General features: G+C 54.2%; 7 protein-coding genes, 1 tRNA gene and 1 pseudogene. 8 read left to right on the forward strand and 1 reads right to left on the reverse strand.

Annotated features, from left to right (window positions below):
- Positions 1-50: 50 nt before the first annotated feature.
- The 4 genes and pseudogenes from ACTIDN_RS09210 to ACTIDN_RS09225 form a co-directional block, all read left to right on the forward strand.
- Positions 51-1,301 (forward strand): annotated as a pseudogene (locus ACTIDN_RS09210) (TonB-dependent receptor); the annotation flags it as partial.
- A 158-nt stretch (positions 1,302-1,459) separates the two neighbouring features.
- On the forward strand, positions 1,460-1,852 hold the full coding sequence (locus ACTIDN_RS09215; protein WP_441376816.1) for a hypothetical protein: 393 nt from the start codon (positions 1,460-1,462) through the stop codon (positions 1,850-1,852).
- A 72-nt stretch (positions 1,853-1,924) separates the two neighbouring features.
- Positions 1,925-2,221 (forward strand): hypothetical protein, encoded by a 297-nt coding sequence (locus tag ACTIDN_RS09220; RefSeq protein ID WP_441376817.1) that lies wholly within the window; start codon positions 1,925-1,927, stop codon positions 2,219-2,221.
- A 247-nt stretch (positions 2,222-2,468) separates the two neighbouring features.
- Entirely contained in the window at positions 2,469-2,591 is a 123-nt protein-coding gene (locus tag ACTIDN_RS09225) for a hypothetical protein (protein ID WP_415508971.1), read from the forward strand.
- Between the two features lie 397 nt (positions 2,592-2,988).
- On the opposite strand, the gene ACTIDN_RS09230 is transcribed toward ACTIDN_RS09225, so the two are convergent.
- A tRNA-Leu gene (locus ACTIDN_RS09230) sits at positions 2,989-3,075 on the reverse strand.
- A 276-nt stretch (positions 3,076-3,351) separates the two neighbouring features.
- Here ACTIDN_RS09230 and ACTIDN_RS09235 point away from each other — a divergent pair.
- The 4 genes from ACTIDN_RS09235 to ACTIDN_RS09250 all read left to right on the forward strand — a co-directional run bounded on the left by ACTIDN_RS09235 (position 3,352) and on the right by ACTIDN_RS09250 (position 12,705).
- Positions 3,352-4,308, forward strand: a complete 957-nt coding sequence (locus ACTIDN_RS09235; protein WP_441376818.1) for a complex I NDUFA9 subunit family protein — start codon at positions 3,352-3,354, stop codon at positions 4,306-4,308.
- A gap of 190 nt (positions 4,309-4,498) precedes the next feature.
- Positions 4,499-5,950 carry an NAD(P)-dependent oxidoreductase gene (locus tag ACTIDN_RS09240; RefSeq protein ID WP_441376819.1) on the forward strand — a complete coding sequence of 484 codons (1,452 nt, stop codon included), beginning with the start codon at positions 4,499-4,501 and terminating at the stop codon, positions 5,948-5,950.
- A gap of 5 nt (positions 5,951-5,955) precedes the next feature.
- A complete protein-coding gene (gene gltB / locus ACTIDN_RS09245) occupies positions 5,956-10,506 on the forward strand; it encodes a glutamate synthase large subunit (RefSeq protein ID WP_441376820.1) in 4,551 nt (1,516 codons plus the stop codon).
- Between the two features lie 345 nt (positions 10,507-10,851).
- The gene (locus tag ACTIDN_RS09250; protein ID WP_441376821.1) at positions 10,852-12,705 is read left to right on the forward strand and encodes a M3 family oligoendopeptidase; all 1,854 of its coding nucleotides are present in this window, start codon (positions 10,852-10,854) and stop codon (positions 12,703-12,705) included.
- Positions 12,706-12,707 lie beyond the last annotated feature (2 nt).

Here is a 12,707-nt window from a genome sequence, read left to right on the forward strand (position 1 = left end):
GACTTTTTCATAATCCAACCCGATGTACAACCCTTCTGTGAGATTTCCGCGTCGAGCACGACTTATCTAAGCACGTTACGCTGTATGGTGCTTTTGGTGGGTTGGGCAGTAATGAAAAAGGGACTTATTCATCCCTGACTGTCAATAATGCGGCAACGGGGAACGGCACATACGGCAGCATGTATGTGCCCTATGTGCAAACCAACGAGAGTACGCGTGCTGGCGTAAGAGCGCATTTTGACACAGGGCCAATCCGGCACGAGGTCAATGCTGGTGGATCTGCCCTGTGGTCTGAAACGGATACGGCCTACGCTATGGCGTGGGGCACATCTGCCACGGGTAATCTGTATCATCCCGTTTATTCCGCGCCTTTGGTGCAGAATTTTGTTGGCGGCAATACCAGTAATCCAACACGCACTGCCAATACACGCCTTTATAGTCTATTCTTTTCCGATACCATGACGTTCTGGAAAGATCGTATCGCGTTGACGGCAGGGTTCCGTTACCAGAATATGCTGATTAATGGCTATGACTATAACACCACAGCCATGACCAGCCATTACAATCAGGATGCCATAACACCTGTGGTGGGTCTTGTTATTCACCCAACACGTCAGACGTCTCTCTATTTCAACCGAATTGAAGGTTTGTCCCAAGCGCCTACGGCCAGTGGTAACGTCATCAATGTCGGTCAGGTCTTCCCACCGTATCAGAGCGTACAATATGAAGTGGGGGCCAAGTATGATGTGGGCCGCTTCAGTACCACACTCGCCTTTTTTCAGGTTTCACAGCAAAACAGTTATACGGAGCCTTACGGTAATTCCGGCGCGCTTATATACCGTAATGACGGTATGCAGCGGAACCGGGGTGCTGAGCTGAGCATTAATGGCCAGATTATACGTGGTTTGCGTTTCAACGGTGGGGCAACCCTGATTGATGCCAGCCTGACGCGCACATCAGGTGGTATAAACAATGGCCATACCGCTATTGGTGTACCGAATTATACCATTAACGGTAATCTGGAATATGATCTGCCCTTCCTTAAGGGGGGAACACTGGTTGGGCGTGTGGTGAACACGGGTAAGCAGTGGGTTAACACAGCCAACACCGCGCATCTGCCCGTCTGGACCCGGTTTGATCTTGCTGCCCGTTATACATTTGCGGTCCAGCATAAACCAATGACACTACGCTTCGGCGTAGATAATCTGGCAAATACCCGTTACTGGGCTTCATCTTTTAATGGCTACCTGCTCCAGGGGCAGCCGCGCACTTTCAAGTTTTCGGTCTCGGCAGACCTGTAAGGATGTGCGCGTAGGGAGGGTTTTTCCTCTCTACGCCCGCATTGTTCTGCTGCGTGGTCATGCGTAAGACAGGAACAGTCTGGAAGATGGGGTTGCCCCGTTTCTTCCATAGCTAAAGCCACCCTTGGGGTGGCTTTTTCTGTTTTAGGTAAGAAAAAATGCAGGAGAACCGATGTGCTACGGCGGAGGAAGTTGCTCTTTTACGGGAGCGTGTTGCGCGGGTGGAGGGTGCTCATGATTATTTGCAAACAGGGTTGGATGCCCTGCTGCGACAATTTGCAGATTTACGCCGTGATCTAACGCAGTCCGTTGATGAAAATGCAAGCCGGACACGTCATGAAATTATGGGCAGGGTTGAAGCGATAGGCCGTATGGCGCAGCAGAGAGACACCGCTGTCTCGGACCGTCTGGCCCGTATTGAAGGCGGTATCAGGCTAGCAAATTGGATAACGGCTACGCTCATCACCATAGCAACGGCCGTGCTAGGTTGGTCGCAACTTGGCGAGGCCCTGTGGCATTTCCTAACCGCTTTAGTGAAGCATGCTGGCTAAATTGAACAACAGATCACTAAAAATTCTGAATCCAAACGAAAGCCATTCGTTTTGGTATGTAAGGACATACTCATGAAACAAGCCCTTATTACAGGTAGTAAAATAAGTGGCATTATTACCATTGTCCCTCTTCTGCTGTCGCAGGTTCCGGAACCGTGGGACACGCTCGTTTCTACAGTTATTATTGTGTGCGGTGCACTGGCTACCGCCATTCCTGCGCCGCAGCCTCAGTCTGTATGGTCAGCACTTTATAAGGGTGTTGCCTTTGTGGGGCTAAATTTCGGATGGGCAGCCAATCATCTCGCCGCCACGCAGGCACAGACAGCCTCAGGCAGTTCACACACTCCTGAACCTGATGGCAAAGCGTAAAATCAGGTTTGAAAATCTCTATAAAAATCAGGGACAACTCTGTATTCACTCAACGTGAGTTTTTTTTTTGGCGCGCCAAGAATAATCTGGCCTCTGTAGTATCAGTGTCAGAAGTAACATTGGGCATTATGTCACAATACTGTGCACAGAAGTGTTATTTCGTAAAAAAGGTAGGTCTGCCACCAAGAGAGCGGAACATATACTTTGAAAACACGTTAGACCCTCGATGAGGGAAGGAGCCCAAGAGATGGAAAAACTATCCAAAGACTTTCAGGAGCGACAAAAGCCAGTAGCGCATCTTATTGTTATTGGCAGTGTTATTGTGGCGTGGTTTCTTCTTAAGATAGCCAGCCTATTCCGCAAAAAATAGCTTCGACCTTTCTATCAAACTGCCATTCCAGTGTAAGAGCCCGTCAGACGATTTGCGTCTGGCGGGCTCTTTTTTTTGTATTTTGGGATCATCATGCCAGCGAACGTGGGCTCCGTTATCTGTCAGGGTCTGGAGCCTCAGTGACGGATCGGTGTTTATTCTGGTGTGTTGTCTGCCCCTTGTAGATCAAGAGGGAATGCACAGATGCTGTACCGGCTATCCACATGCTTATCCACGCAACCATCCGCAGAATCTGGGGATAACTGTGATATGCCAAAGGGAGTGTAAGTTGCCGTAAAAAGGGGGGCTAAAACGACAAACACCGCCAGAGGCGGTGTTGTATAATCGTTTAACTTGTAAGGTAGCTTCAAACCAGAATGTTCTTTAAAAGAACATTTGGTGCCCAGAAGAAGACTCGAACTTCCACAACCTTTCGGTCACAGGTACCTGAAACCTGCGCGTCTACCAATTCCGCCATCTGGGCTCAAATGGCAACCCAGAGTGTTCCGGGTTGGTGAAGCGGGGTTTACCCTGACCCGGAGGGGGCGTCAACGGGGAAAATGACTTTTTTTGACAATTTTGTGTTTTCTGTTGGTCTGGTCGGCTGCGCGGGAAAAGCGCACCCTGTTTGCGCTGGGCTGCTCCCGTATAAACCGCCCAGAGAAATAAAGAATACATGCAGCGTCTGAGGGAGTGTGGCGTTCACGGTAAAACCCTGTGCCTGCAAGGCGGCAGGGTGCGAGGCAAACGGAAGAGAAGCATGACCACAGGTAAAATTGCGACTGTATTAGGCGGCAACGGTTTTGTGGGCCGTTATGTTGTCCAGAACCTTGCTGAGGCTGGCTATACGGTGCGCGTTGCCAGCCGTCGCCCTGATCTGGCAGCTCAGTTACGGCCACTGGGGCGGGTAGGGCAGATAGCGCCATTTTATGCATCTGTTCTGGATGATGAGTCTGTTCGCTTTGTTGTGCAGGGGGCAGATGCCGTTATCAATCTGGTGGCCGTGCTGGGCTCCTCATCGCGGCAGGGGCTGGATGCCGTGAATGTTCAGGGCGCAGAGCGTGTGGCGCGTATGGCAGCGCAAGCTGGTGTGCCAAGCTTTGTGCATATGTCCGCTCTTGGTGCGGCAGCCAATGCACCGTCCGCCTATGCGCGCAGCCGTGCGGCAGGTGAGGAGGCAGTTAAACAGCATTTCCCGACAGCTACCCTTATCCGGCCCTCCGTGATTTTTGGGCCTGATGACCGCTTTTTCAATCTCTTCGCGGCACTGGCTCGCTATCTTCCCGTGTTGCCGGTCTATGGAGCCAACACACGGCTTCAGCCTGTTTTTGTGGGGGATGTTGCGCAGGTTGTGGCGCGTGCGGGGTGGGATGCGTCCTTGGCCGGGCAGATATTCTCGTTGGGTGGCCCGGATATCCTGACCATGCGGGAGATTTACCAATGGGTGTTGAAGGCAACGCACCGGAGCAAGCCGCTGTTTGCGGTGCCGTCAGGGCTGGCAAAATTGCAGGCAGCCTTTTTTGAGCATTTGCCCGGTAAACTCATTACGCGTGACCAGCTTCTCATGCTCTCTCGGGACAATGTGGTGCCAGCCGGCGCTCCGGGCTTTGCTGAGTTGGGTATTGTGCCCCGGAGTGTTGAGGAGTGCGTGCCGTTCTATCTGGACAGATTTCGCCCGGGTGGAGGGCGATCTGGAACTGTTGTTATAAAACAATAAGTTGCAGGTTAATTGGTCCGATTTGATACATAATTATTGGGGGGATATTATATTATCCAGCATGAAATTCTGAAAAAATACAGAAAGGGCAGCATTGCTGCCTTTTCAAGATGGAAGGCTACGGGCTACCTGATTTCAGCACATTTGGGCGTGGTCCGTTTGCCATGCCCTTTCGCCGGGAAGAGCCTCCATGACCACACCGATGCTGAAATTTATCTCCGTTGCGCAAAAGCAGCCTGACAAGCGGACCGCACAGGTTCGCCGGGCGGACTTTGCAGAAATTTACGAAGACTTCAGACCAGCGGATGCGGCGGATCAGGCCAGCCGGTGCTCGCAATGTGGTGTGCCATTCTGCTCTGTTCATTGCCCATTGGGAAACAATATTCCCGACTGGTTGATGCTGACTGCGAATGGCAGGCTGGAAGAGGCGTATGAAGTCTCGTCAGCAACCAATTCCTTCCCTGAAATTTGTGGCCGCATCTGCCCGCAGGATCGCCTGTGTGAAGGTAACTGCGTGATTGAGCCGGGATTCGAGAGCGTTACCATTGGTGCGGTAGAGCGCTATATTACGGATACGGCGTTTGAGAAGGGATGGGTCAAGCCAACCCGCCCGGTGCGTGAGCGTACAGAATCAGTTGCCATTATTGGAGCAGGTCCCGCCGGGCTTGCTGCGGCCGATCGGTTACGGGCCAACGGCTATCAAGTGCATGTTTATGACCGTTATGACCGGGTGGGCGGGCTGCTGGTTTATGGTATTCCCGGCTTCAAGCTGGAAAAAGAGATTGTTGCCCGCAGGCATGCCCTGTTGGAAGAAAGCGGCGTTATTTTTCATTTGGGGCAGGCTGTGGGTGACGGTGAAGGCGAGCTTTCTTTTGCCGCCCTGCGCCAGCAGCATCAGGCAGTGCTGATTGCAACCGGCGTTTATAAATCCCGCGAGATCGGGGGGCCGGGGGCCGGGCTGGCAGGGATTGAGCGCGCGCTTGATTATCTGACCGCTTCTAACCGCCGCTCTCTGGGTGACACCCTGCCGGAGCAGGATGAAGCAGCCCTGAACGCTGCCGGGAAAAACGTTGTTGTGCTGGGTGGTGGTGACACCGCTATGGACTGTGTCCGTACGGCCATTCGCCAAGGTGCAAAATCCGTAAAATGCCTTTACCGCCGCGACAAGACCAACATGCCCGGTTCCGCCCGCGAAGTAAAAAATGCGGAAGAAGAAGGTGTGGAATTTGTCTGGCTGGCAGCGCCAGAAGCCTTTGTGGGTGAGGGCACGGTTACAGGTGTGCGCGCTACCCGCATGAAGCTGGGTATGGCGGATGCTACAGGGCGGCAGGCTGTTGAGCCGCTGGAAAACAGCTCTTTTACGCTTGAGGCAGATCTGGTCATCAAAGCGCTGGGTTTTGACCCGGAGCCTCTGCCAGAGCAGTGGGGCCAGCAAGATCTGGCAGTGTCCCGTTGGGGTACGCTTAAGGTAGGGCAAAGCAGCTTCATGACCAACCTGCCCGGTGTCTTTGCTGCCGGTGATATTGTGCGCGGGGCCAGCCTTGTTGTGTGGGCTATTCGGGATGGTCGAGACGCCGCAGACCGTATTCACTCATGGATTCAAGAACACGCATCGGCCGAAGCCGTGGCGGAGCAGGGATAATGGACATGGATAAGCTCCAGAACACAGGGCGCGGTGAAAGCGCAGAAGAATTTTTCACGGCATGGGATGCAAACGTAGAAGCCTTGGAAGGCCTTTATGATCCTGCGGACGAAAGAGATTCCTGCGGCGTTGGCCTGATTGCTGCCCTTGATGGCAAGCGCCGGCGGGACGTGGTTGAAGCTGGTATCGCCGCCCTGAGCGCCATCTGGCACCGAGGTGCTGTCGATGCTGACGGTAAAACAGGGGATGGTGCTGGTATTCACGTTGAAATCCCGCAGGATTTCTTTGCCGATGCCATAACCAGCACGGGCGATCAGCCAGAAGACGGCACCATTATTGCAGTTGGTCAGGTGTTCCTGCCAAAAACGGATATGGTGGCGCAGGAGCAGTGCCGCCAGATTATTGAAACTGAAATTCTGGCCTTTGGCTACGGCATTTATGGCTGGCGTCAGGTGCCTATAGACACGTCCTGCATTGGTGAAAAAGCCAATGCAACACGGCCGGAAATTGAACAGATCATGATCCGCAACCTGCCCGGCAAGGCAGAGGATGCGTTTGAACGTGACCTGTATGTGATCCGTCGTAAAATTGAAAAAGCAGCCATTGCAGCACAGGTTGACCTGTATATCTGCTCGCTGTCATGCCGGTCTATTATCTATAAAGGCATGTTTCTGGCTGAACATTTGACCATCTTCTATCCCGATCTACGGGATGAGCGGTTTGTCAGCCGTTTTGCCATTTATCACCAGCGCTACTCCACCAATACTTTTCCGACATGGAAGCTGGCGCAGCCTTTCCGGCGTTTGGCGCATAATGGTGAAATCAACACCATTTCTGGCAACATCAACTGGATGAAGAGCCATGAGACCCGGCTGTCTCATCCAGATCTTGACCCATGGATGGCAGATATCAAGCCGCTGGTGCAGGCTGGTGGGTCTGACACGGCGGTGTTGGATAACGTGTTTGAACTGCTGACATTTGCCGGTCGGGATGCGCCAGCCGTCAAGTCCTTGATGATTCCGGCCAGCGTGGGGGGTAATTCCTCCATGAAGCAGAGCCATAAGGACATGTTTGCGTACTGCAACGCCGTTATGGAACCATGGGATGGCCCTGCCGCCCTGTGCGCCACAGATGGCCGCTGGGTTGTTGCCGGACTGGACCGCTCCGGCCTGCGCCCGCTGCGTTATACGGTCACGGCGGATGGCCTGCTTATTGTGGGGTCTGAAACCGGTATGGTGCGCGTACCGGAAAGCAATGTGGTGTCTCGCGGGCGGCTTGGCCCGGGCGATGTCATTGGCGTTGATCTGCACGAGCCCAAACTGTACGGCAATGAAGAGTTGCTGGACCTTCTGGCAAGCCGTCAGGAGTTCTCCTCCTGGATCGACCGTATCCAGAAAATTGGCTCCATTGTCCGTTCAGACGTAACAGAGCCAGTCAATTACGACACAGAAACCCTGCGCCGCCGCCAGTTGGCTGTTGGCACCACGCTGGAAGAACTTGAAGCCATCCTTCACCCGATGGTGGAAACCGGCAGTGAAGCCATTGGCTCCATGGGGGACGACACGCCGCTGGCCGTGCTCTCGCCCCGCTATCGTGGGTTGTCGCACTATTTCCGGCAGGGCTTCAGTCAGGTTACCAACCCGCCAATTGACTCCTTGCGTGAGTCCCGCGTGATGAGCCTTGTCACGCGGCTTGGTAATCTGGGTAACATTCTGGACCAGTCAGCAGACCAGTGCGAAATGCTGCAACTGCCCAGCCCGGTTCTGACATCTGGCGAGTATGAAGGGCTTGTTGCGTTCTGTGGTGCGTCCGGCTGTGTGGTGGATTGCACCTTTGCAGTAGCAGAAGGGGAAGCCGGGCTGCGGGATGCCATTACCCGCATCCGCCGGGAAGCAGAAGATGCCGTGCGCGGTGGCTGCACGCATGTGTTCCTGAGTGATGAAGGCCAGTCAGCAGACCGCGCCTATATTCCCATGATTCTGGCTACGGCTGCGGTGCATACACATCTGGTCCGTAACTCTCTGCGTACATTTACATCGCTGAACATACGTACCTCCACAGCGCTGGATGTTCACGCTATTGCCGTGACCATTGGCGTAGGGGCCACAACGGTAAACCCCTATCTGGCGCAGGAATGTATTGCAGACCGTCACCGCCGTGGTCTGTTTGATAAACTGAGTCTGCGTGAATGCATGGAACGCTACCGTAAAGCGGTAGATAAAGGCCTGCTCAAGATTATGTCCAAGATGGGTATTTCCATCATGGCCTCTTATCGTGGTGGATGTAATTTTGAGGCCGTGGGCCTGTCCCGTGCGCTGACGGCAGAGTTCTTCCCCGGTATGCCATCCCGTATTTCCGGTATTGGTCTGCCCGGTATTGCCCGCAATGTGAAAACTTTCCATGACGAAGCATGGAACACGGCCAGCCTGACCTTGCCGGTTGGTGGCCTGTATAAAATGCGGCGTGGTGGGGAGCAGCATGCCTTTGATGGTACGCTCATTCACATGCTGCAAACCGCAGTGGCAACCGACAGTTTTACAATTTATAAGCGTTATGCTGATGCCGTGCGCGCTCAGCCTCCCGTTGCCCTGCGTGACCTGCTGGACTTCCGTGAAGGCCGTACACCTATTCCGGTAGAAGAGGTGGAAAGCATTACGCAGTTGCGCAAACGCCTGATTGCACCAGCAATTTCCCTTGGTGCCCTCAGTCCGGAAGCGCACGAAACCCTGTCTATCGCCATGAACCGTATTGGCGCCAAGTCAGACTCAGGTGAGGGCGGGGAAGACCCGGCCCGCGCCAAACCACGCGCCAACGGCGACAATGCCTCTTCTGCCATCAAGCAGGTGGCATCTGGCCGCTTTGGTGTGACCGCGCAGTATCTGAATGACTGCCGCGAGCTTGAAATTAAAATGGCGCAGGGTGCTAAGCCGGGTGAAGGAGGGCAGTTGCCCGGCTTTAAGGTGACGCAACTTATTGCCAAGCTACGCCACGCCACGCCCGGCGTGACCCTTATTTCTCCGCCGCCGCACCACGATATTTATTCCATCGAAGATCTGGCGCAGCTTATTTATGACCTGAAGCAGATTAACCCGGATGCAACGGTTACAGTTAAGCTGGTGGCCCGTTCAGGCATCGGGACCATTGCAGCCGGTGTGGCTAAAGCAAAGGCAGATGCCATCCTTATTTCCGGCCATTCCGGTGGTACGGGTGCAAGCCCTCAGACATCTGTGAAATATGCGGGCCTGCCGTGGGAGTTGGGGCTGGCGGAAACGCATCAGGTGCTCATGCTTAACCGGCTGCGTCACCGCGTAAAACTGCGGACTGATGGTGGCATTAAAACCGGGCGCGACGTAGTGATAGCCGCCATGCTGGGTGCGGAAGAGTTTGGTATTGGCACAGCCAGCCTTGTTGCCATGGGTTGCATTATGGTGCGCCAGTGCCACTCCAACACCTGCCCAGTTGGCGTGTGCTCTCAGGACGAAGAACTGCGCAAAAAGTTTGAAGGCACACCGGAAAAGGTCATCAACCTTTTCTCCTTCATTGCGGAAGATGTGCGTAATATTCTGGCAGAATTGGGCTTCCGGACACTGAATGAAGTTATTGGCCGGACAGATCTGCTGCGTCAGGTTTCACGTGGTGCAGATTATCTGGATGACCTTGACCTCAACTCTCTGCTGTCACAGGCAGACCCCGGCCCGTATGCTCGGTATTGCACGCTGGAAGGCCGGAATGAGGTGCCCGACACGCTGGACGCCCAGATGATTGGGGACGCAAAACCCCTGTTTGACCACGGTGAGAAAATGCAGCTGCACTACAATGTGCAGAACACGCAGCGCGCCATTGGCACGCGCATTTCCTCACTCATTGTCCGGCAATACGGCATGAAAACACTGGCGCCCGGTCACCTGACCGTACGCCTGCGCGGGTCTGCCGGGCAGTCTCTTGGGGCTTTTGCCGTGCAGGGCCTGAAGCTGGAAGTGCTGGGTGATGCCAATGACTATGTTGGCAAAGGCTTGTCTGGCGCTACCATCACGTTGCGCCCGCCTGCTTCCTCACGTCTTGTTTGCAACCAGAATGCCATTATCGGCAACACGGTGCTGTACGGTGCAACCGCAGGTGAACTGTTTGCCTCAGGGCAGGCAGGCGAGCGCTTTGCCGTCCGTAACTCTGGCGCAACTGCCGTAGTCGAAGGCTGTGGTTCCAATGCCTGCGAATATATGACCGGCGGTACGGTTGTTATTCTGGGTGATATTGGGGACAACTTTGGCGCAGGCTTTACCGGCGGCATGGCGTTTGTGCTGGACCAAACCGATAGCTTTGAGCGTAAGGTTAATCCGGAAACACTTCTTTGGACCCGTATGGTACCGGGTGAGTGGGCAGATAAACTGCGCGGGCTGGTGGAACGGCATGTAGCAGAAACCGGTTCTCCCTATGCCACAACGCTGCTGCACAAGTGGGATGAGGTCCTGCCCTACTTCTGGCAGATTGTTCCAACGGAGTATGCCAAAATTATCGGCTTTGAAGCCCCGGCACAGCCCCTCAAACAAACGGCGTAAAACCTGACAGGACTATGCCAGCCCCCGAAAAAAACCGCGATACAGCGGCTTTTTCACGGGGCTGGCGTGTTCTCCAAAACTGTACTGCCAGACTTTACCCCTCTTTTTTGAGGGCTAATAAAATTCTCTGAAAATCAAATAGATAGCCTGATGCTCTAAAAATGGGGGCAAACCGCTAATTCAGCGATAAACCGCAGTTTTTCAGGGGTTTATCCATGCCTCTTACTGCGGTGCAGGCAGATCTCACACGTTCTTTAACGCCATTCCCAGCACTGCACTGGATGTGAAGCCCTGTTGTGTGCAGATGCTCTCGCCTCATTTCAAAATGCACTGTAGGGTGAGGGTATGGAACATACAGCGCATTTCCTTCGTTCGTCCTCGCGTCCAGCCTTAGCGGCGGAAGCGGGTGTTGCTACAGCGTCTCAGGCACAGCACGGGGCTGGGGATACTCTACCCCGGTGGGATCTTTCCGCGCTTTATAGTGGGATGGAAGATCCGGCACTGGCGCAGGATCTGGCAGATGCTCAGACGCAGGCCTCAGCTTTTTCGGCCCGTTATCAGGGCAAGCTGGCCAGCCTGTCCGCAGCCCAGTTGGCGCAGGCCATTGCGGAGAGCGAAGCGATTGATGAAAAGCTTGGCAAGGCGGGGTCTTATGCATCCCTACTGTTTGCAGCCAATTCGTCAGACCCTGCTATCAGCCGGTTTAGCCAGTCCATTAACGAACGCCTGACAGATATTTCAGGAGATCTGCTGTTCTTCACGCTGGAAATCAACCGGCTGGAAGAGGCTGACCTTGAGGAAAAACTAAAAGACCCGGCCCTTGCGCATTGGGCTCCCTTTTTGCGGGATACACGGCTGTTCCGCCCGCATCAGCTTTCTGATGCCGTTGAAAAAGTGTTGCTTGAAAAATCCGTAACAGGTGCCCAGTCATGGTGCCGCCTGTTTGATGAGACCATTGCCGCTCTGCGTGTCACGCTGGATGGTGAGAGCATAAGCGTTGGGGATGCCCTTAACCGTCTGTCTGATACAGACAGGGGTGTGCGGGAACGCGCAGGCAAAGCGGTCGGTGCTGTATTTGCTGATAATATCCGCCTGTTTGCGCTTATTACCAATACGTTGGCTAAAGATAAGGCCATTACGGACAACCTGCGCCAGTTTGCACGGCCTACGTCTTCCCGCAACCTGAGCAACATGGTTGAAGATGAGGTGGTGGATGCGCTGGTTTCTGCCGTGCGAGCGGATTATCCACGCCTTGCCCATCGTTATTATGGCCTGAAAGCCAAATGGATGGGGCTGGAAAAACTGGAGCATTGGGACCGCAACGCCCCGCTGCCCGGCACGGAAGACCGCAAAATTGCGTGGGATGAAGCCAAGTCTATCGTGCAGAAGGCTTACACTGAGTTTGACCCCCGCATGGGAGCTGTGATCAACACGTTCCTGACCAGCCCATGGATTGACGTGCCGTCAGCACCCGGAAAAAGCCCCGGCGCATTTGCCCACCCGACTGTGCCATCTGCTCATCCGTTTATTCTGCTCAACTATCACGGTCGCACGCGGGATGTGATGACTCTGGCGCATGAGCTGGGGCATGGGGTGCATCAGGTTCTGGCAGCCAAACAGGGCTACTATCTGTCCAACACACCGTTGACACTGGCAGAAACCGCTAGCGTGTTTGGTGAAATGCTCACCTTCCAGTCCCTTCTGGATGCAGAGCAGGACCCGGCCCGCAAGCGTACTTTGCTGGCAGGCAAGGTGGAGGACATGCTCAATACCGTTGTGCGCCAGATTGCGTTTTACGAATTTGAAACCCGCGTGCATGATGAGCGTAAGAAAGGCGAACTTCTGCCAGAACGGATTGGTGAAATCTGGCAGCAGGTGCAGACGGAAAGCCTTGGCCCAGCCTTTAATTTTACGTCAGACTACGATGTGTTTTGGGCTTATATTCCGCACTTCATTCACTCCCCGTTCTATGTCTATGCCTATGCATTTGGGGATTGTCTGGTTAATGCACTGTATGGTGTGTTCAGCGAAGGCGCTCCGGGTTTTCAGGACAAATATATCGCCATGCTGGAAGCCGGTGGCACCCTGCGCCACAAGGAGCTTCTGGCGCCCTTCGGGCTGGATGCGTCTGACCCACAATTCTGGAAAAAGGGGCTGGATGTCATTTCTGGCTTCATTGACCAACTGGAACAGGTCTAACC

This window comes from Acetobacter sp., from assembly GCF_052102375.1.
Classification (GTDB): Bacteria; Pseudomonadota; Alphaproteobacteria; order Acetobacterales; family Acetobacteraceae; genus Acetobacter.

Excerpts from the sequence above, each read along its gene's own strand:
- ACTIDN_RS09215 (WP_441376816.1), top strand. The coding sequence starts at position 1,460 with ATGCAGGAGAACCGATGTGCTACGGCGGAGGAAGTTGCTCTTTTACGG.
- ACTIDN_RS09220 (WP_441376817.1), top strand. The coding sequence starts at position 1,925 with ATGAAACAAGCCCTTATTACAGGTAGTAAAATAAGTGGCATTATTACC.
- ACTIDN_RS09225 (WP_415508971.1), top strand. The coding sequence starts at position 2,469 with ATGGAAAAACTATCCAAAGACTTTCAGGAGCGACAAAAGCCAGTAGCG.
- ACTIDN_RS09235 (WP_441376818.1), top strand. The coding sequence starts at position 3,352 with ATGACCACAGGTAAAATTGCGACTGTATTAGGCGGCAACGGTTTTGTG.
- ACTIDN_RS09240 (WP_441376819.1), top strand. The coding sequence starts at position 4,499 with ATGACCACACCGATGCTGAAATTTATCTCCGTTGCGCAAAAGCAGCCT.
- gltB (WP_441376820.1), top strand. The coding sequence starts at position 5,956 with ATGGATAAGCTCCAGAACACAGGGCGCGGTGAAAGCGCAGAAGAATTT.
- ACTIDN_RS09250 (WP_441376821.1), top strand. The coding sequence starts at position 10,852 with ATGGAACATACAGCGCATTTCCTTCGTTCGTCCTCGCGTCCAGCCTTA.